This window comes from Alloalcanivorax marinus (assembly GCF_016906305.1).
GTDB classification, from domain to species: Bacteria; Pseudomonadota; Gammaproteobacteria; order Pseudomonadales; family Alcanivoracaceae; genus Alloalcanivorax; species Alloalcanivorax marinus.
Window position 1 is genome coordinate 56,585 of record NZ_JADDOL010000006.1, and the last position, 18,524, is coordinate 75,108.

Below are 18,524 nucleotides of genomic sequence, written 5' to 3' on the forward strand. Positions count from 1 at the left end.
TCGCTTTCGCTCATTTGATCTGGAATGCGTCTTCGACCAGACGCTGCTGCTGTTCAACGTGCAGGGACATGGAGCCCGCCGCCGGTGCCGCCGCCATGTCGCGGCCGGCGTAGTGCACCGGGAGGTTGTCCTTGACCGCCCGCGCCACGCGCAGGAAGTGGTGCTGGGAGCTGAACCAGGCGCCCTGATTCATGGGCTCTTCCTGGCACCAGACCAGGGTCTCCAGGTTCGGGTAGCTCTCCAGAATCTCGGTCAGACGTTTCTCCGGGAACGGATAGAGCTGCTCGATGCGCACCACCGCGGTGTCGTTGAGGTCGTCGCTTTCGCGCTTCTCCAGCAGGTCGTAGTAGACCTTGCCGGCGCACATCACGACTCGCTTGACGGCCTTGCGGTCAAACTCCGGCTGCTCGTCGATCACGGTCTGGAAGCGACCCTCGGCCAGATCCTCCAGGGAGGACGTGGCGCGCTTGTGACGCAGCAGACTCTTCGGCGTCATCACCACCAGCGGCTTGCGCAGCGGGCGGATCGCCTGACGGCGCAGCAGATGGAAAATCTGCGCCGGCGTGGTCGGCACGCACACCTGCATGTTGTGCTCGGCGCACAGCTGCAGGAAGCGCTCCAGGCGCGCGGAGGAGTGCTCCGGGCCCTGCCCTTCGTAACCGTGCGGCAGCAGCATGGTCAGGCCGCACAAACGGCCCCACTTGGCTTCACCGGAAGAAATGAACTGGTCGATCACCACCTGGGCGCCGTTGACGAAATCGCCGAACTGGGCTTCCCACAGGATCAGCGCCTTGGGCGTGGTGGTGGCGTAACCGTACTCAAACGCCAGCACCGCTTCCTCGGACAGCAGGGAATCGTAGATGTCCATGCGCGGCTGGCCCTCGTAGAGGTGCTGCAGCGGCACATAGTTGTCGCCGTTTTTCTGGTTGTGAATTACGGCGTGCCGGTGGGAGAAGGTGCCCCGGCCCGAGTCCTGGCCAGTCAGACGCACCATGTATCCCTGGTCCAGCAGCGTGGCATAGGCCAGGGTCTCGCCGTAGCCCCAGTTCAGGGGCATGGCGCCGGCGGTCATCTTGCGGCGGTCCTCCAGGATCTTCTTGACCTGACGCTGGGTGACCACGCCCTCGGGCAGGGTCTCCAGGCGGCCGGCCAGGTCCTGAAGTTTCTTCAGCGGGTAACCGGTGTCCCAGTCGTCCTCGACCTGGTGGCCGATGAACGGAGACCAGTCCACGAACAGCGCCTTGTTGGGCTCGCGCACCAGGGCCTTGACCACGTGGTTGCCCTCGTCGAGGGCGTCCCGGTAGTCGTCGACCATCTTCTGGGCGTCCTGCTCGGACAGCACCTGCTCGTTGATCAGACGCTCCGCGTACAGGGTACGGCTGGAGGGGTGGGACTTGATCTTCTTGTACATCAGCGGCTGGGTGGAGGACGGCTCGTCCGCCTCGTTGTGGCCCAAACGGCGGTAACAGATCAGGTCGATCACCACGTCCTTCTTGAACTGCATGCGGTAGTCCACCGCCAACTGGGTGACGAAGTAGACCGCCTCCGGATCGTCCGCGTTGACGTGGAAGATCGGCGCCTGGACCATCTTGGCCACGTCGGTGCAGTACTCGGTGGAGCGGGCATCATCACGACGGCTGGTGGTGAAGCCCACCTGGTTGTTGATGATGATGTGCAGGGTGCCGCCGGTGTGGTAGGCACGGGTCTGGGACATCTGGAAGGTTTCCATGACCACGCCCTGGCCGGCGAAGGCGGCGTCACCATGGATCAGGATCGGCACCACCTGGTCGCCGCCGCTGTCGTCGCGGCGGTCCTGGCGGGCACGCACCGAACCTTCCACCACCGGAGACACGATCTCCAGATGGGAGGGGTTGAAGGCCATCGCCAGGTGCACCTCACCGCCGGAGGTCTGCACGTTGGACGAGAAGCCCTGGTGGTATTTTACGTCGCCGGAGCCGTTCTCGTTGAAGCTCTTGCCCTCGAACTCGCCGAACAGGTCCCGCGGGCTCTTGCCCAGGGTGTTGACCAGCACGTTGAGGCGGCCCCGGTGGGCCATGCCGAGCACCATTTCCTTGGCGCCGTAGCTGCCGACCCGCTGAATCATCTCGTCCATCAGCGGAATCAGGGACTCGCCGCCTTCCAGGCCGAAACGCTTGGTGCCGGGGTAGCGACTGCCCAGGTATTTTTCCAGCCCTTCGGCGGCGGTGAGCCGCTCAAGAATGTGCTGCTTGATGTCGGCGCCGTACTGCGGATGGCTGCGCACGCCTTCCAGCCGTTGCTGGATCCACCGCTTCTCGGCGGTGTTGACGATGTGCATGTACTCCGTGCCCACGGTGGAACAGTAGCTGCCCTGCAGGCAGTCCATGATCTCACGGAGGGTGGCTTCCGGCTTGCCCAGGAACAGGTTGCCGGTCTGGAACACGGTGTCCAGATCGGATTTGCTCAGTCCGTGGTGGGCCAGTTCCAGATCCGGTACCGCTTCGCGTTCCATCAGACCCAGCGGGTCCAGCTTGGCCACCTGGTGGCCACGGTTGCGGTAGGCGGCGATCAGGTGAAGCACCCGCACCTGGCGGCGTTCGTGCTCGGAACTGACGGCGCTGGCGCCCATTTTCTGAACCCGGGAGCGATTTTTGGCTTCCAGCAGAAAATGTTCGCGTACCGCGGAATGGGGAACGTCGGATTCCACGGCGCCGTTGACGCTGGGAAGCTTCTCGAAGTAGGCGCGCCAGTCTTCCGGCACGGAGTTGGGATCGGTCAGGTAGGATTCGTACAGTTCATCAACATAGGCCGCGTTGGCGCCCCCGATGTGGGAGGACTGCCATTGGCGGTGCATGGAACTGTCTTGCATCGTCGCTCGTTCCTTAGCCGGGCGAACGTCACGCCTGTGGGCATGCATGCTTCTGTCCACAGGGCCGCGACCCTGTTACCCGTGCTTATCGCTGTTTACGGAAACGGCGCCTTTTAAGCACCGTCCCCACCCTGCTTTGTCGCGCTCCCGGGGTTGCCGGAAACGCCCGGTATTGTAATACGTTTATGGGGCCATTGTTAGGCACTACAAGACCATGGTAGGGGCAATTTGCCCCGATACGGCCCGTCTACCCCGGCAACGTGCCCTGAATCGCCCGGAAACGCCGTCCAGCTTAACGAAACCCGCCGGTCACGGCCCCACCCCGTCGCATTCGGAAACAAAAAAACGCCGGGAGCGTTTTTTGACGTCGCGCCAGCGACGGCCCGAAGGGCGCCCGCCAGGGACGGTGGGCGCAAAAAAACGCCTGGAGCGTTTTTTGACGTCAAAAAAAAGGCGGCCCGCAGGCCGCCTCTCTTCTCTCACACGCCCCGTTCAAGGAGCATGGAGCGGATGTGCCCGATCGCCCGGGTGGGGTTGAGCCCCTTCGGACAAACGCTGACACAGTTCATGATGCCGCGGCACCGGAACAGGCTGAACGGGTCGTCCAGCCGGGACAGGCGCTCCTCGGTGGCATCGTCGCGGCTGTCCGCCAGGAAGCGGTAGCTCTGCAACAGGGCCGCCGGGCCCAGGAACTTCTCCGGGTTCCACCAGAAGCTCGGGCAGCTGGTGGAGCAGCACGCGCACAGAATGCACTCGTACAGACCGTCCAGCTTGGCCCGCTCTTCCGGCGACTGCAGGCGCTCGATGGCCGGCGCCGGCGACTGGTTCTGCAGGTAGGGCTGCACTTTTTCGTACTGCTCGTAGAACACGCCCATGTCCACGACCAGGTCGCGGATTACCGGCAGGCCGGGCAGCGGACGCAGCACCAGCGGTTTCTTGCCTTCCTTCACGCCCGGCGCCACTTCGGACAGCGGGGTGATGCAGGCCAGGCCGTTCTTGCCGTTGATGTTCATGCCGTCGGAACCGCACACGCCCTCGCGGCAGGAGCGGCGATAGGACAGGCTTTCGTCCTGCTCCTTCACCAGTGCGAGGATATCGAGCACCATCAGGTCCTTGCCCTGGGTGTCGACCTCGTACTCCTTCATGGTCGGCTCGCGGTCGGTGTCCGGGTTGTAGCGGTAGATACTGACTTTCATGGCTACACGTCTCCGATTAGTAGGTCCGGACCTTGGGCTGGAAGGTCTCCACGGTCTTCGGCTTGAAGTTCACTTCACGCTTGCCCAACTGCTTGGTGCGCGGGTCGTAGATGGAATGGCAGAGCCAGTTCTCATCGTCCCGGTCCGGGTAGTCGTAGCGGGAGTGGGCACCACGGCTTTCGGTGCGGTTGTAGGCCGCGATCGCGGTGGCTTCCGCCACTTCCAGCAGGTTGTCCAGCTCCAGGGCTTCCACGCGGGCCATGTTGAAGGCGCTGCTCTTGTCGTCCAGGTGCGCCTTGGCGATGCGACCACGCAGGTCGGCCAGCTTTTGCACGCCCTCTTCCATCAGGTCGCCCTTGCGGAACACACCGAAGTGGTTCTGCATGGTGGTTTGCAACTCCTTGCGCAGACTGTGCACGGATTCGCCACCCTTGGAGTCGTTCCAGCGGTTGACCCGGGTCAGCGCGGCTTCGATGTCGTCGTTGCTGGGCTCGTACTGGGTCATGCCCTGGCGCAGCGCGTCCTCGATATAGAGGCCGGCGGCGCGGCCGAACACCACCAGGTCGAGCAGCGAGTTGCCGCCCAGCCGGTTGGCGCCGTGCACGGACACACAGGCTACCTCACCCACCGCGAACAGACCGTTAACGATCTGATCCTCGCCTTCGTGGCCGCCGCTCATCTTCAGCGCCTGGCCGTGAACGTTGGTGGGAATGCCGCCCATCATATAGTGGCAGGTCGGCACCACCGGGATCGGTTCCTTGACCGGGTCGGTACCGGCGAAGGTGATGGCCAGTTCACAGATGCCCGGCAGGCGGCTGTGCAGCACTTCCTCGCCCAGATGGTCGAGCTTCAGGTAAACGTAGTTACCGTCCGGGCCGTCGCCACGACCGTCGAGAATTTCCATCATCATGGACCGGGCCACCACGTCGCGGGACGCCAGGTCCTTCGCGTTGGGGGCATAACGCTCCATGAAGCGCTCGCCGTCCTTGTTGATCAGATAGCCACCCTCGCCCCGGCACCCTTCGGTCACCAGTACCCCGGCGCCGGCGATGCCGGTGGGATGGAACTGCCACATCTCGATGTCCTGCACCGGCACGCCGGCGCGCAGGGCCATGCCCACGCCGTCCCCGGTGTTGATCAGGGCGTTGGTGGTGGACGAGTAGATGCGGCCGGACCCGCCGGTGGCGAACACCGTGGCCTTGGCCTTGAAGAACACCGTCTCACCGGTTTCGATGCTGATCGCGATCACGCCACAGACGTTCTCGTTGGCGTCCTTCACCAGCTCGGCGGCGTACCACTCGTTGTAGAACTGGGTGCCGTTCTTCAGGTTCTGCTGGTACAGGGTGTGCAGCAGAGCGTGGCCGGTACGGTCGGCGGCGGCACAGGTACGGGCGGCCTGGCCACCCTCACCGAAGTTCTTGGACTGGCCACCGAACGGACGCTGATAAATGCGGCCTTCCTCGGTGCGGGAAAACGGCAGACCCATGTGGTCCAGCTCGAACACCGCTTCCGGGCCCACCTGACACATGTACTCGATGGCGTCCTGGTCACCGATATAGTCGGAGCCCTTGACGGTGTCGTACATGTGCCAGCGCCAATCGTCATTGGGATCGGCGGAGGCAATCGCACAGGTGATGCCGCCCTGGGCGGACACGGTGTGCGAGCGGGTCGGGAACACCTTGGAGATCAGCGCGGTCTTGAAACCGGACTGGGCCATTTGCAGGGAGGCACGCATGCCCGCGCCCCCGCCGCCGACGACGATCGCGTCAAAGGTAATGGTACGAATGGACATGGATTATGCGCCTCCCCAGATCATCAGCAGACCCCACAGGATGTACACCAGCAGCAGCAGGCCGATGAGGGCCTGGGCCACCAGCCGAACGCCGGTGGCGGCGCCGCCGAGGGCCAGACGGGTCAGATAGTCGGTGGTTACGGTCCACAGGCCCACCCAGGTATGGGCGGCCACGGAGAACAGCAACAGGGTGTTGGCGATTTGCATCGGCAGGGAACCCATGAAGGCCGCCCAGGTGCCGTAATCCAGATCCGGGTGGGCCAGCAGGTAGCCCAGCAGGCCGATCACATATACGCCCATTACTACAGCGGACACCCGCTGAATCAGCCAGTCGTACAGGCCGTTGCGGCCCAGGCTGGTTACGCTGGTTACCATATCCAGCCTCCTGCCAACAGAATCAGTACCGCGGTGATCACGAACGTGGCGGTAGCGCCGCGTCGACCACCTTCCAGGGTTTCACCTACACCGTTATCCATGATCAGGTGACGGATACCGGCCACCAGGTGATATAGAAGAAGGGCGAGGATCGCCCACACCACCAGTTTCACCAGCGGCGAGGTCATCAGCTGTTTCAGGTCCGCAAAGCTCTCGGGGGACGCCAGGGAGCGATCCATCATCCACAGCAGCACGGGCAGCGCGAAGAACAGCGCGACGCCGGTAATGCGGTGGGTGATGGACGCAATGGCGGTGACCGGGAACTTGATCGTCGTCAGATCGAGGTTAACGGGTCTCTTGTCGTTCACGGTAGCCTACACTTTTGCCGGGCTCCGGCGGTGACCGGAGCGGTTGTCGGGAACTTGGCACCAACGGCGGCGTCGTAACACCTGTGAGGTTTGGCCGCTGCTGCCCGGGCCGGGGTGGAGCCCACTGAAGCCAGAAACCACGCCAGACCGGGCCAGGGGTCCGGGCGGCGCAGGCGGGAGACTTCGTCGCGGGCGGCAGTATATCGCCGCGCCTGCGGCAAAACAAACGTCAACCACCTGTTTTTATAGTAGCCGGAACCCGGGTGGGCGGATCGTGAAGAACGACGGCGCCGCTCCCCTCCCCCACCGTTAATCGCTTGTTTTCCAAAGCGCTTTGCCGGCGACGAGCGGCGGTGGTCGGACCGGCGCGCCCCGTCAAGGTGCGCGTAATCGCCTGTTTACCCTACAAAAGTCGCCGGGGCACGGGCGGGCTTCTCGTTGACAAAGACCCCTCAAAACTTTAACGTCCCCCGCGCTCTGGAGGACCTTCCCCACGGGACCCACGGCGGTTAAGCCACGATATTAATCGCGCGCCCGGCGGGTGTACCCTCTATTCACCGAGGAGAAATTCCCATGACCGAGAAGAAAGCCATTCTCAAGGTAGAGGGCCGCGACGATCTGGAATTGCCGATCCTGACGCCCACCCTGGGCCGCGACGAGATCGACGTTTCCTCCCTGACCGCCAACGGCCTGTTTACCTTCGACCCGGGCTTCACGTCCACCGCCTCCTGCGAATCCAAGATCACCTATATCGACGGTGAAGTCGGCAAGCTGTTGCACCGGGGCTATTCCATCGAGGAACTGGCCGCCAAGTCCGACTACCTTGAAGTGTGCTACCTCCTGCTCAACGGCGAACTCCCCAACGCCGAGCAGAAAGAGGCGTTCGTCGGCACCGTGAAAAACCACACCATGGTGCACGAGCAAATTCGCAATTTCTTCAACGGCTTCCGCCGTGACGCGCACCCGATGGCGATCATGTGCGGCGTGGTCGGTGCCCTGTCCGCGTTCTATCACGACTCCCTGGACATCACCAACCCCGAGCATCGCGAGATCACCGCCTACCGGCTGATCGCGAAAATGCCGACCATCGCGGCCATGTGCTACAAGTACGGCCTCGGCCAGCCGCTGATGTACCCGCGCAACGACCTCGGCTACGCGGAAAACTTCCTGCACATGATGTTCGGCAATCCGTGCGAGGAAACCCAGGTCAGCCCCACCCTGGCGCGGGCCATGGACAAGATCTTCATCCTGCACGCCGACCATGAGCAGAACGCCTCCACCTCCACGGTGCGTCTGGCCGGCTCCTCCGGTGCCAACCCGTTCGCCTGCATCGCCGCCGGCATTTCCGCGCTCTGGGGCCCCGCCCACGGCGGTGCCAACGAAGCGGTGCTGAACATGCTCGACGAGATCGGCGACATCAGCCAGATCGAGACCTACATCGCCAAGGCGAAGGACAAGAACGATCCCTTCAAGCTGATGGGCTTCGGTCACCGGGTCTACAAGAACTACGACCCGCGCGCCACCGTGATGCGGGAGTCCTGCCACGAGGTGCTCAACGAGCTGGGCGTCAACGATCCCAAGCTCGAGCTGGCCATGAAGCTGGAAGAGATCGCCCTGAGCGACCCCTACTTCAAGGAGAAGAAGCTGTTCCCGAACGTGGACTTCTACTCCGGCATCATCCTCAAGGCGATTGGCATTCCGACCTCCATGTTCACCGTGATCTTCGCTCTGTCCCGTACCGTGGGCTGGGTCGCGCACTGGAACGAAATGATCTCCAATCCCTACAAGATCGGTCGTCCCCGCCAGCTCTACACCGGCGAGAAAGAGCGTCACCTGGTGCCGCTCAACGAGCGCAAGTAAAACCGCGTCTCGTGCCGATCGAAAAGGCCGCCCCCGGGCGGCCTTTTTTTATGGCCGGCGAGTGCCTACACTTCTGGCGGCCATCGCGGGCATTTTTCTGGATCAGACTGATAGGGAATGACAATGAAAAAAATCGTCGCCGTGCTGATCATCGTGGCGCTGGGCGCCTACCTGTTGTTCTGGCCGGTGCCGGTGGAGCCGGTGGCCTGGAAGGCGCCGGCGGCGCCGCCCCTGGAAGGCCGCTTCGCGGTCAATGATGCCCTGGCCGGCGCCCGCCGGCTGGCCGCCGGCGAAGGGGTGGGCCCGGAGGACGTGGCCATCGACGCCGACGGCAATCTCTACGTGGGCTACCAGGACGGCCGGCTGGTGCGTTTCGGCCCGGACGGCACCGACCCGGACCTGATCGCCAGCACCGACGGCCGCCCCCTGGGCCTGGATTTCGCGCCGGACGGCACCCTGGTGGTGGCCGACGGCTACCGGGGCCTGCTGCGGGTGAACCCGGACTCCGGCGCGCTGACGGTGCTCGCGGACAGCGCCGACGGCGTGCCGTTCCGCTTCACCGACGATGTGGACGTGGCCAGTGACGGTACCGTCTATTTCACCGACGCTTCCTCCAAGTTCGGCCCGGCCATGCACGCCCGGGACGACATCATCGAGCATGGCGGCCATGGCCGCTTCCTGCGCTACGACCCGGCCAACGACACCACCACGGTGCTGATCGACGGCCTTCAGTTCGCCAATGGCGTGGCCCTGTCCCGCGACGAGGACTTCGTGGTGGTGACCCAGACCGGCAGCTACAACATCGTGCGTTACTGGCTCAAGGGCGAGCGGGCCGGCGAGCACGAGGTGTTCTTCGACAACCTGCCGGGTATTCCGGACGGCATCTCCGCCAACGGTGACGGTACCTTCTGGGTGGCGCTGTTCGCGCCGCGCAACGCCGCCCTGGACGCCATGTCGGACAAGCCCCTGCTGCGCGAGGTGGTGTACCGCCTGCCCGCCTTCATGCAGCCGCAGCCCGCGCGCCATGCTTTCGTGCTGGGCCTGGACGAGCAAGGCCAGGTCACCCATAACCTGCAGCATCAGGACGAGGGCGCCTTCGCCCCGATCACCAGCGTGGAACAGCACGGCCAGCGCCTGTACCTGGGCAGCCTGACCCGGGACAGCTTCGCCGTTTACCCGCTTACCCCCAAGGAGTAACGCCATGACCACCGCCGCCTTTATCGGCCTGGGCAACATGGGGTATCCCATGGCCGGCCACCTGGCCCGCGCCGGGCTCGAGGTCACCGTCTACAACCGCACCCGGGACAAAGCCGACCGCTGGGTGGAGGAGTTCGGCGGGCGCGCGGCCCTCACCCCCGCCCTGGCCGCCCGCGACGCCGAGTTCGTGTTCGTGTGCGTGGGCAACGACCGGGACCTGCGACAGGTCACCCTGGAAGACAACGGCGCGGTGCACACCCTGGCCCGGGACGCGGTGCTGGTGGATCACACCACCGCCAGCGCCACCATGGCGGAAACCCTGGACGCGGCCTGCCGCGAAAAAGGCGCGTGCTTCATGGACGCACCGGTGTCCGGCGGCCAGCAGGGGGCGGAGAACGGCCAGCTGTCGATCATGTGCGGCGCCGAGCCGGTCACCTTCGAACGGCTGTCGCCGGTGCTCGCCCACTACGGCAAGACCGTGGTGCACATGGGCGCGGTGGGCCAGGGGCAGCTCACCAAGATGGCCAATCAGATCTGCGTGGCCAGCGTTATCGAAGGGGTGGCGGAGGCGCTTTCCTTCGCCCGCGATGCCGGCCTGGACGCGGAAAAGGCCGCGCGGGTGATCGGTGCCGGCGCCGGCGGCTCCTGGCAACTGATCAACCGCCACGCCACCATGCTCGCCGACCAGTACGATCACGGGTTCGCGGTGGACTGGATGCGCAAGGACCTGGACATCTGTCTGGCCGAGGCCACCCGCCTGGGCACCAGCCTGCCGGCCACCGCCCTGATCAACGAGTTCTACAAGGAAGTGCAGTCCATGGGCGGCGGCCGCTGGGACACCTCCAGCCTGCTGCGCCGGCTGCGCCGCCACCGCGACGACTGATCAGGACGCACTTTTACTTGCGCGGCCGGGCGCCCTGCTCCGGCACCAGCGCCAGGGCGTTGTCGCGGGCCAGGGCCCGGGCCACGTCCGCCGGCAGCGCGTCCAGCAACGGCCGGTAGGCGTCGAGAATCTTCTTCATGCTGTCGAAATGGCCCACCAGGTCCGTGCCCAGGGTAAAGCGGTCCGGGTGGTCCTCGATCAGCGCCAGCCAGGTTTCACTGGGCTTGTCGTCGTCCAGCAGGTAGTGCTCGCGCACGCTCCAGGACAGATCAATATAAAGATTGTCATAGCGGTCCAGCAGCGCGCGGATGATTTCCGGCAGGGTGTCCAGCGGTGCCTGGCGCTTCTCCACCCCGCCACTGGTCCCAGCGTGGGCCAGCACGAAGCGGGTGTCCGGATGGGCGGCCAGCGCCTCCTCCAACTCCTGCAGATAAATGGGCGTTTCCTCGCGCAGCGAGGTCAGGTTGCTGTGCAACAGCACCGGCAGATGGTAACGGCCGGCCAGGTCGTACACCTTCATCAGCGCCGGGTGGTTGGCGCGGGGCGTCTCGCCATGGGTGAGCGCGGTCAGATCATCGTGACGGGTGATCACCTCGCCGATACCGCGCCACAGGCCCGGGTAACGCTGGATCAGCGCCTCCACCTGACGGGCCGCGTTCATGTCGGTGGGATTGAAGCCGCTGATAAAGGGCATCAGGCGCCGCTGCTGTTTCTCCGGCAGCGACAGGACCGCCTGGGCCATGATGTCGTCGGTGGCGCTGTAATGGTACAGGGGCGCCTCGTCCCCCAGATAGTAACGGGGACGGCGCGGCGCGCTGGCTTCCCATTTCTTCATGACCGGCATGCCGAACAGCCACGCCTGCTCCACCCCGGCCCGGTCCATGGCCTTCAGCATGGCGGCGGTGCCCTCGCTTTCCTGCATGAAATCCACATAGTGCAGATGGGCGTCCACCCAGGCGGGGCCCTCCGCCTCTCCCTGTCCGGCCCGGCCGGGCCCGGCGGCCAGCAACCCCGCGGCCAGTAGCACCAGCATCATGACGACGCGCATTCCCTTCTCCCTTCCCTGATCGGTTGGCAAAGACTCGGTAAAGAGACCCCACCCGTCAATGGCGGTTTCCGGTATCGGCGGGCTTTGAACATTTTTTGACAGTCCGCGCGGCGAACCGGACCGGATCCCGGCGGGAAATGTCCATTTGTGGACTTTTAATGCTCAATGTGCTTATTATGGACTCATTGGTCGAGGCCTGCTTACAAGGAGAAAGGCGATGCAAGCGCTTCCGGCGTCCCCGCCACTGGACGATTCAGCCCGTCACGCCGCCCTGCGCGCGGTGTTGCGCCTGTTTGACCACTGGCAGTGTTCGGAGAAGGAAAAGATGGCCCTGCTCGGGGTGGGACGTTCCACCCTGCACAAGTATCAGAGCCGCCCGGACAGCGCCCGGATCGGCAATGATCTGCTCGAGCGGCTCAGCTATCTGCTCAATATCCATCAGGCGCTGCGCACCCTGTTCGGCAACAAGGAGAACGTGTACGGGTTCGTGCGGCTGCCCAATCACAACCCCTTCTTCAACGGCGCCAGCCCGATGGACGTGATGAGCAACGGTCGCGTGGCCAGCCTGTATGAGGTGCACCGGCAACTGGACAGCCTGCGCGGAGGCCAGTGGTGACCGCTCCGGACGACCTGCCTCTGCGGGCCTTTCCGGAACAGGACGCCTACCGGCTGGTGAACGGCAAGTACCCGCCCATCGAGATCTTCGACGACGTGGCCGACCAGGCCGACTTCGAAGCGCTCTACGCGGTCCAGGCGCTGACCAATCCGCGCCTGCAGATGCTGGTGGGCGAACTGCACCGGGTGCCACCGCACCGGCGCCCGTGGGGCATCCCCGGGTGCAATTACGCACTCGGGCCGTTCGTGCATCTGAGTCCGCAGGGCTCGCGGTTTTCCGATGGCGGCTACGGCGTGTTCTATTGCGCCGAGCGCATGGCCACCGCCCTGGCCGAGACCCGTTTCCATCAGGAGCAGTATTTCCGCCGGGTGCCGGGGCTGAAATACGATCGCATCGTGATGCGCGGGCTGCGGGTGCGGTTCAGCGCCCGGCTGCGGGACATTCACACGCCCTACCGGGACGACAGCGGCTGGTACCGGCCGGACGACTACGGACCGGCACGGGCCCTGGGCCAGCGCCTGTTCGACGCGGATGAACACGGCCTGGCCTACGGGTCGGTGCGCCACGACGGCGCCCTGTGCTTCGCCCTGCTCTCGCCGCACCTGATCGAGTCGGTGACGCCGGCGACCCATTACGAGTACGTGTGGGACGGGGAGCGGATCGCCCATGTGTTGACGATCCGGCGGCTGTCGTAGGGCAAGGTAGAGAATGAACGCCACATAAAAAAGCCCCGGCTCTTTCGAGCCGGGGCTTTTTTATGTGGCGTCCCCTAGGGGAGTCGAACCCCTGTTACCGCCGTGAAAGGGCGGTGTCCTAGGCCACTAGACGAAGGGGACGTATTTGGTGGAGCCAGGCGGGATCGAACCGCCGACCTCTACAATGCCATTGTAGCGCTCTCCCAGCTGAGCTATGGCCCCAAAACTGTCCCACCGGGTCATGCCCTGTGTGGAGCCGCGTATTTTACGCAGCGGCCCTACCCTGTCAAGCACTCCCCGGCGGTTTTTGACGGTTCGGTGTCCGTCTGCTCAACGCTTAATCAGTTTGTGGAAAAAGTGCGCTGAATTCCTTCTCCAGCTTCTTGGTTTGCTTCTTCGACACGCCGCCCAGCACCTCGATGGCATGGCGCAGGCGGGCCCGGCTGATGTCCGAGCCGAGCAGTTCCATGCTGTCCACCACCGAGAAGCTGGCGCTGGTACCGGCGATGGCCACGAACACCGGGAACAGGAAGTCCTTGATCTTCACTTCCAGCGCATCGGCCAGGGCCTTGGCGTCGGCGAACAGCGCATCGCGGCGCCAGTCCCGTTGTGCCTCGCAGGCCCACAGATAAAACTGCAGCCACTGCTTCTGGGTCTCCAGGTCGATCTTCGGATGCTCGAAATCCGCTTCCCGCACCGTCACCTGACCGGCGAAGCAGAAGCCGGCCTTGTCCACCACCTCGCCGAAGGTTTCCACCCGCTGCTTGATATGCGGCAGCACCTGCATGGCGTAGTCGCGGTTGAACGCCCACTGCACCAGTTGCTCGAGAAACTGCTCGTCGGACAGGTCACGCAGCCATTGCCCGTTCAGCCAGCTGAGTTTTTCCACGTCGAACACCGGCCCGCCCAGGGACACCCGCTGGATGTCGAAGGCCGCCTGCATCTCCTCCAGGCTGAAGCGCTCGCGCTCGTCGGGCATGGACCAGCCCATGCGACCCAGATAGTTGACCACCGCCTCCGGCAGGAACCCCATGCGGCGGTAAAAGTTGATGCTGGTGGGATTCTTGCGCTTGCTGAGCTTGGACTTGTCCGGGTTGCGCAGCAGCGGCATATGGCACAGCACCGGCATGTCCCAGCCGAAGTACTCGTAGAGCAGCTTGTGCTTGGGCGCGGAGTTGAGCCATTCCTCGCCGCGCAGCACATGGGTGATGCCCATCAGGTGATCGTCCACCACGTTGGCCAGGTGGTAGGTGGGCATGCCGTCGGACTTGAGCAGGATCTGCGCGTCCACCAGGGCCCAGTCCAGTTCCACCGGCCCGCGCAGCAGGTCGTGGATTTCACACCGGCCGTCACGGGGCACGCGCATGCGCACCACAAAGGGCGCGCCGTCGGCTTCCCGGCGGGCCTGCTCGTCCGCGTCCAGTTCCAGGTCCTCGGGTTTCAGGGCGCGGTTCTCGCCGGCCTCCTTGAGGGCGGCGCGCAGTTCGTCCAGCTCGCCGGCGGTGCGGTAGCACTTGAAGGCGTGCCCGTCGGCCAGCAGCTTGTCCGCGTATTCCCGGTACAGATGGGCCCGCTCGCTCTGGCGGTAGGGGCCGTGGGGGCCGCCCACGTCCGGGCCCTCGTCCCAGTTCAGGCCGAGCCAGCGCAGGGAGTCCAGGATCGCCTGCTCCGAGGCCTCGGTGGAACGGCTCTGGTCGGTGTCCTCGATGCGCAGAATGAACTGGCCGCCGTGCTGACGGGCAAAGCAGAGATTGAACAGAGCGATATAGGCGGTGCCCACGTGGGGGTCGCCGGTGGGCGAAGGCGCCACCCGGGTGCGAACGGTCATGCTGACTCCGTGGCCGGAAACAAAAACAAGAGGGCCCGCATTATAGAAGATGCGGGCCCTCTTATCAGCCGGTCAGCGAGCGACCGGCCACGGTTCGGGGAACAGCCGACGCGTCAGCGTCGTCCCAAGACCAGACTGATGATCCAGATAACCAAAAAGACCACAAACAGAATCTTGGCGATGCCGGCCGCCGTGCCGGCGATACCGCCGAAACCCAGTACCCCGGCGATGATGGCAATAACCAGGAAAATCAGACTCCATCCCAACATGGTTTTCTCCCTGCTTCGTCTTAGGTGGCTTTTATGAAAAACGAAGCAGCGAAACCCGGCAAGACGCTTTTACACGAATATACCTTTGTTTGCGGTGTTTTGCGGTTTTCACGATAATCGGCGCCATGCTGACCTGCCCTTCTTCCCCGCCCCCCGCTCCGCTGTCCCGGCGTTTCTCCATCGCGCCGATGATGGCCTATACCACCCGGGACTTCCGTTACCTGGCCCGGCTGATCACCCGTCGCACCCTGCTCTACACCGAGATGGTGGTGGCGCCGGCGGTGATTCACGGCGACCGGGATCGGCTGCTGGGCTTCGACGCCGCCGAGCATCCGCTGGCGGTGCAGCTGGGCGGCAGCGACCCGGCCCAGCTGGCGGAGGCGGCGCGGGTGTGCGCCGATTACGGCTACGACGAGATCAATCTCAACGTGGGCTGCCCGTCGGACCGGGTACAGCAGGGCAAGATCGGCGCCGTGCTGATGGCGGAGCCGGACCAGGTGGCGCGCTGCGTGGAAGCCATGGCCACCGCCACCGAGGTGCCGGTGACGGTGAAGACGCGCATCGGCATCGACGACCAGGACGACTACGCTTTCCTGCGGCGCTTCGTCACGCATATGGACGGCGCCGGCTGCCGCAGCCTGACGATTCATGCCCGCAAGGCGATCCTCGCCGGCCTGTCGCCCAAGGAGAACCGTGACATTCCACCGCTGATCTATGAGCGGGCCTACGCCGTGAAAGCGGAGTTTCCGCACCTGGAGATTATCCTCAACGGCGGCCTCAAGGACATCGACGGCATGCTCGCCCATCTGGGCCAGGTGGACGGCCTGATGGTGGGCCGCGAGGCCTATATGAACCCCTGGTTCCTGGCGGACGTGGACCGTCGCGTGTTCGGCGAACCCGGTCCGGCGCCCGACCGGCGCGCCGTGGCCGAGGCCTTCCTGCCCTACCTGCAGCGCCGCTACGCCCAGGGGGTGCACCCCAAACACGTGCTGCGTCACGCGCTCAATCTGTTCCAGGCGGTGCCCGGCGCCCGCGCCTATCGCCGCCATCTGAGTGAGAACGCCCATCGCCGCGACGCCACGCCAAAGGTGTTCGAAGAGGCGCTGGCCCTTTTGGATGCGGCCACCGTTGGCTATGCTGCTTCCTGAACATTCATGCGAAGCAGGCCAACAGGAAGGTGGACATCATGACGAGCAAACGGCAACAACTGGAACAGTGGACCACCGTGGTGGCGGACACCGGCGACCTGGAAAAAATCGCCGCCCTGCGCCCCCATGACGCCACCACCAACCCTTCCCTGCTGCTCGCCGCGGCCCGCGACGAACGCTTCCGTTACCTGCTCGATCAGGCCCGCGAACTGGCCCGGGAAATGGGGCACGGCGACGACCTGGCCTGGTGCTGCGACGCCTTCGCCTGCGTGGCCGGCCAGGCAGTGCTGGAACATATCCCGGGGCTGGTCTCCACCGAGGTGGACGCGCGTCTGTCCTTCGACACCGCCGCCACCGTGGCCAAGGCGCGCCGGCTGATGGCGCTGTACCGGGAGCTGGGGGTGGACGGCGACCGGGTGCTGATCAAGGCCGCCGCCACCTGGGAAGGCATCCAGGCGGCGCGCATCCTGGAAGAGGAAGGCATCCACTGCAACCTGACCCTGGTGTTCGCGGTGGAACAGGCCCTGGCCGCCGCCGAGGCCGGCGCCACCCTGATTTCACCGTTCGTGGGCCGGATCCGCGACTGGCACGTGAAGCAGGGCCTGGAGATCAATCACATCGATCAGGACCCGGGCGTGCAGTCGGTGCGTCGCATCTTCCATCTGCTCAAGGCCCGCGGGCTGGAAACCATCGTGATGGGCGCCAGCTTCCGCAATGCCGCCGAAATCGAGGCACTGGCCGGTTGCGACCGCCTGACCATCAGCCCCGCTCTGCTGGACGAGCTGGGCAACGACGACGGCAAGCTGGAGCGGCGCCTGGAAGACACCAACGTGGAACCGGACACCGAGTGGCAGCCAGTGAACGAAGCGGCGTTCCGCTGGTCCCTGAATGACAACCCCATGGCCTGCGATCTGCTCAGCGACGGCATCCGCCGTTTCGCCGCCGATCAGCGGGCCCTGGAGCAACGGCTTACCGAGGAGGAGATCGCCGCGTGAAATGGCTTGCCCGCCTGTTTCCCACCGATGACTGCGCCAGCGAAACCAGCACCGATGACCTGCACCGCGCCGCCGCCGCCCTGTTGATGGAGGTGGCGCGCACCGACGGTGAAGTCGACGAACGTGAAGAGCGCCTGTTGATTCAGGCGGTGCAGCGCCATTGGCGGCTCGATGACACGGAGATGGCGGACATCGTCTCGGAGCTGCGCGAACGGGTGGAGGCCGCCACCGACCTGTTCGAATTCACCCGTCCGCTGCGCGAGCGCTGGGACCCGGAAACCCGGGTGCGGCTGATCTACGACATGTGGGCCATCGCCGCCGCCGACGGCAAGGCCGACGTCCACGAAGAGCAGCTGATCCGGCGGGTCTCCGAGCTGCTCTACGTGTCCCACGGCGACTACATTCGCGGCAAGATGGCGGCCCTGGGCGAGGACGGCTGACCGCCGTCCCCGCCGGCTTCCGTTACTCCCAGCCGTCGTCCTCTTCCAGAGCCGGATCCTCGTCCGGCAGCGGCGGCGCCGCCGCGTCCGGCCCTTCGATCTGAATCAGCCGACGCTGCAGATAGGCGTTGCGGATAAAGGTATAGCGGTCGCCGACGATGTTCTTTTCCAGGTCCAGCAGGTCGGCGCGCAGATCCACGCCGTACAGCGCCGCCACCCCGTAGCGGGTCAGGTCGTCCTCGATGTAGGTGGGCGGCCACAGGTAGGAGCGCGGGTACAGGGTGCCGGCGTCCCGTACCGAGGACGGCCCGAAGATCGGCAGCACCAGATAGGGCCCGGAGGGCACGCCCCAGCGGCCCAGGGTAACGTCCAGATTGGTGTCGCTGTTGTGCAGATTCATGTCGCTGGCCACGTCGAACAGCCCGGCCAGACCCAGGGTGGTGTTGACCGTGAAGCGCCCCAGGTTCTGCCCGGCGTCGCCCCACTGCCATTGCAGCGCGTAATTGATCGAGTCGCCGATGTCACCCAGGTTGCTGAAGAAGCGCGTCACGGTGTCGTCCAGCCACTGCGGGGTGATCCAGCGATAGCCCTTGGCCGCCGGCTTGATGGCATAGCGGTCGACGAATTCGTTGAAGCCGAAAATCTTGCGGTTGAAACCTTTCCAGGGATCCCTCGCCTCGAAGGCGGCGGCGCCACCGCGATCAAAGGGGGTGGAGGCCTCGCCCCATTCGTCGTCGCCGGCGTCGGCGTCGGCCTGCTCGCTGGCGGCGGCACGGGGGTCATGACGGGCCGGGGCGTCCGCCGGCGGTGCGTCGTCCGCCGGGGTCTGGGAAGGAGAATGAGCACAACCGGCCAGGGCGATCCATAACAGAGCGGGAATCCATACGCGCACGGGCAACGTCCTTTATTCGTGATTTTATCGTCGGCGCATTATAGCGGCGCGCCCGGTGGGCAGAGCAACCACCC

17 protein-coding genes and 2 tRNA genes are annotated in these 18,524 nt (G+C 64.9%); 8 read left to right on the top strand and 11 right to left on the bottom strand.

The window, feature by feature from the left end; all coding sequences use genetic code 11:
• Nucleotides 1-10 precede the first annotated feature (10 nt).
• The 5 genes from IM760_RS07135 to sdhC all read right to left on the bottom strand — a co-directional run bounded on the left by IM760_RS07135 (nt 11) and on the right by sdhC (nt 6,579).
• Nucleotides 11-2,848, bottom strand: coding sequence for a 2-oxoglutarate dehydrogenase E1 component (locus IM760_RS07135; protein ID WP_204427926.1), 2,838 nt, complete (start codon nt 2,846-2,848; stop codon nt 11-13).
• 479 nt (nt 2,849-3,327) lie between these two features.
• On the bottom strand, nt 3,328-4,044 hold the full coding sequence (locus tag IM760_RS07140; RefSeq protein ID WP_204427927.1) for a succinate dehydrogenase iron-sulfur subunit: 717 nt from the start codon (nt 4,042-4,044) through the stop codon (nt 3,328-3,330).
• Nucleotides 4,045-4,060: 16 nt separating this feature from the next.
• On the bottom strand, nt 4,061-5,836 hold the full coding sequence (gene sdhA / locus IM760_RS07145) for a succinate dehydrogenase flavoprotein subunit (RefSeq protein WP_204427928.1): 1,776 nt from the start codon (nt 5,834-5,836) through the stop codon (nt 4,061-4,063).
• A gap of 3 nt (nt 5,837-5,839) precedes the next feature.
• On the bottom strand, nt 5,840-6,211 hold the full coding sequence (gene sdhD, locus IM760_RS07150; protein ID WP_204427929.1) for a succinate dehydrogenase, hydrophobic membrane anchor protein: 372 nt from the start codon (nt 6,209-6,211) through the stop codon (nt 5,840-5,842).
• Nucleotides 6,205-6,579 carry a succinate dehydrogenase, cytochrome b556 subunit gene (gene sdhC / locus IM760_RS07155; protein WP_204427930.1) on the bottom strand — a complete coding sequence of 125 codons (375 nt, stop codon included), beginning with the start codon at nt 6,577-6,579 and terminating at the stop codon, nt 6,205-6,207. Before sdhC ends, sdhD begins: the two co-directional genes overlap by 7 nt.
• A gap of 573 nt (nt 6,580-7,152) precedes the next feature.
• Between sdhC and gltA the strand changes: the two genes are divergently transcribed.
• The 3 genes from gltA to IM760_RS07170 all read left to right on the top strand — a co-directional run bounded on the left by gltA (nt 7,153) and on the right by IM760_RS07170 (nt 10,519).
• A complete protein-coding gene (gene gltA, locus IM760_RS07160) occupies nt 7,153-8,439 on the top strand; it encodes a citrate synthase (protein ID WP_204427931.1) in 1,287 nt (428 codons plus the stop codon).
• A gap of 123 nt (nt 8,440-8,562) precedes the next feature.
• The gene (locus IM760_RS07165) at nt 8,563-9,636 is read left to right on the top strand and encodes an SMP-30/gluconolactonase/LRE family protein (protein WP_204427932.1); all 1,074 of its coding nucleotides are present in this window, start codon (nt 8,563-8,565) and stop codon (nt 9,634-9,636) included.
• Between the two features lie 4 nt (nt 9,637-9,640).
• Nucleotides 9,641-10,519 carry an NAD(P)-dependent oxidoreductase gene (locus IM760_RS07170; RefSeq protein WP_204427933.1) on the top strand — a complete coding sequence of 293 codons (879 nt, stop codon included), beginning with the start codon at nt 9,641-9,643 and terminating at the stop codon, nt 10,517-10,519.
• Nucleotides 10,520-10,532: 13 nt separating this feature from the next.
• On the opposite strand, the gene IM760_RS07175 is transcribed toward IM760_RS07170, so the two are convergent.
• On the bottom strand, nt 10,533-11,567 hold the full coding sequence (locus IM760_RS07175) for an amidohydrolase family protein (protein ID WP_239549672.1): 1,035 nt from the start codon (nt 11,565-11,567) through the stop codon (nt 10,533-10,535).
• A 217-nt stretch (nt 11,568-11,784) separates the two neighbouring features.
• Here IM760_RS07175 and IM760_RS07180 point away from each other — a divergent pair, with 217 nt between their 5' ends.
• Together IM760_RS07180 and IM760_RS07185 are read left to right on the top strand one after the other, a co-directional pair.
• Entirely contained in the window at nt 11,785-12,183 is a 399-nt protein-coding gene (locus IM760_RS07180) for an MbcA/ParS/Xre antitoxin family protein (RefSeq protein ID WP_204427934.1), read from the top strand.
• On the top strand, nt 12,180-12,878 hold the full coding sequence (locus IM760_RS07185; RefSeq protein ID WP_338021375.1) for an RES family NAD+ phosphorylase: 699 nt from the start codon (nt 12,180-12,182) through the stop codon (nt 12,876-12,878). Before IM760_RS07180 ends, IM760_RS07185 begins: the two co-directional genes overlap by 4 nt.
• Before the next feature lie 65 nt (nt 12,879-12,943).
• Here IM760_RS07185 and IM760_RS07190 read toward each other — a convergent pair.
• The 4 genes from IM760_RS07190 to IM760_RS07205 all read right to left on the bottom strand — a co-directional run bounded on the left by IM760_RS07190 (nt 12,944) and on the right by IM760_RS07205 (nt 14,975).
• Nucleotides 12,944-13,019, bottom strand: a tRNA-Glu gene (locus tag IM760_RS07190).
• A 5-nt stretch (nt 13,020-13,024) separates the two neighbouring features.
• Nucleotides 13,025-13,100, bottom strand: a tRNA-Ala gene (locus IM760_RS07195).
• A gap of 115 nt (nt 13,101-13,215) precedes the next feature.
• Nucleotides 13,216-14,706 (bottom strand): glutamate--tRNA ligase, encoded by a 1,491-nt coding sequence (gene gltX, locus IM760_RS07200; protein ID WP_204427938.1) that lies wholly within the window; start codon nt 14,704-14,706, stop codon nt 13,216-13,218.
• Between the two features lie 113 nt (nt 14,707-14,819).
• The gene (locus IM760_RS07205; protein WP_204427940.1) at nt 14,820-14,975 is read right to left on the bottom strand and encodes a DUF1328 domain-containing protein; all 156 of its coding nucleotides are present in this window, start codon (nt 14,973-14,975) and stop codon (nt 14,820-14,822) included.
• A gap of 125 nt (nt 14,976-15,100) precedes the next feature.
• On the opposite strand from IM760_RS07205, the gene dusA reads away from it, so the two are divergent.
• From dusA to IM760_RS07220, 3 genes are read left to right on the top strand one after another with little or no spacing between them, the layout of a single operon-like run.
• Nucleotides 15,101-16,123 carry a tRNA dihydrouridine(20/20a) synthase DusA gene (dusA, locus tag IM760_RS07210; RefSeq protein WP_204427941.1) on the top strand — a complete coding sequence of 341 codons (1,023 nt, stop codon included), beginning with the start codon at nt 15,101-15,103 and terminating at the stop codon, nt 16,121-16,123.
• 38 nt (nt 16,124-16,161) lie between these two features.
• Nucleotides 16,162-17,118, top strand: a complete 957-nt coding sequence (locus tag IM760_RS07215; RefSeq protein WP_204427943.1) for a transaldolase — start codon at nt 16,162-16,164, stop codon at nt 17,116-17,118.
• Entirely contained in the window at nt 17,115-17,558 is a 444-nt protein-coding gene (locus tag IM760_RS07220; RefSeq protein WP_338021376.1) for a tellurite resistance TerB family protein, read from the top strand. Before IM760_RS07215 ends, IM760_RS07220 begins: the two co-directional genes overlap by 4 nt.
• Before the next feature lie 22 nt (nt 17,559-17,580).
• On the opposite strand, the gene IM760_RS07225 is transcribed toward IM760_RS07220, so the two are convergent.
• Nucleotides 17,581-18,450 (bottom strand): MlaA family lipoprotein, encoded by an 870-nt coding sequence (locus tag IM760_RS07225; RefSeq protein ID WP_338021377.1) that lies wholly within the window; start codon nt 18,448-18,450, stop codon nt 17,581-17,583.
• Nucleotides 18,451-18,524: the final 74 nt, after the last annotated feature.

What these genes read in the sequence shown, in the direction of transcription:
- IM760_RS07135 (WP_204427926.1), bottom strand. Translation starts at nt 2,848, where the DNA reads ATGCAAGACAGTTCCATGCACCGCCAATGGCAGTCCTCCCACATCGGG.
- IM760_RS07140 (WP_204427927.1), bottom strand. Translation starts at nt 4,044, where the DNA reads ATGAAAGTCAGTATCTACCGCTACAACCCGGACACCGACCGCGAGCCG.
- sdhA (WP_204427928.1), bottom strand. Translation starts at nt 5,836, where the DNA reads ATGTCCATTCGTACCATTACCTTTGACGCGATCGTCGTCGGCGGCGGG.
- sdhD (WP_204427929.1), bottom strand. Translation starts at nt 6,211, where the DNA reads ATGGTAACCAGCGTAACCAGCCTGGGCCGCAACGGCCTGTACGACTGG.
- gltA (WP_204427931.1), top strand. Translation starts at nt 7,153, where the DNA reads ATGACCGAGAAGAAAGCCATTCTCAAGGTAGAGGGCCGCGACGATCTG.
- IM760_RS07165 (WP_204427932.1), top strand. Translation starts at nt 8,563, where the DNA reads ATGAAAAAAATCGTCGCCGTGCTGATCATCGTGGCGCTGGGCGCCTAC.
- IM760_RS07170 (WP_204427933.1), top strand. Translation starts at nt 9,641, where the DNA reads ATGACCACCGCCGCCTTTATCGGCCTGGGCAACATGGGGTATCCCATG.
- IM760_RS07175 (WP_239549672.1), bottom strand. Translation starts at nt 11,567, where the DNA reads ATGCGCGTCGTCATGATGCTGGTGCTACTGGCCGCGGGGTTGCTGGCC.
- IM760_RS07180 (WP_204427934.1), top strand. Translation starts at nt 11,785, where the DNA reads ATGCAAGCGCTTCCGGCGTCCCCGCCACTGGACGATTCAGCCCGTCAC.
- gltX (WP_204427938.1), bottom strand. Translation starts at nt 14,706, where the DNA reads ATGACCGTTCGCACCCGGGTGGCGCCTTCGCCCACCGGCGACCCCCAC.
- IM760_RS07205 (WP_204427940.1), bottom strand. Translation starts at nt 14,975, where the DNA reads ATGTTGGGATGGAGTCTGATTTTCCTGGTTATTGCCATCATCGCCGGG.
- dusA (WP_204427941.1), top strand. Translation starts at nt 15,101, where the DNA reads ATGCTGACCTGCCCTTCTTCCCCGCCCCCCGCTCCGCTGTCCCGGCGT.
- IM760_RS07215 (WP_204427943.1), top strand. Translation starts at nt 16,162, where the DNA reads ATGACGAGCAAACGGCAACAACTGGAACAGTGGACCACCGTGGTGGCG.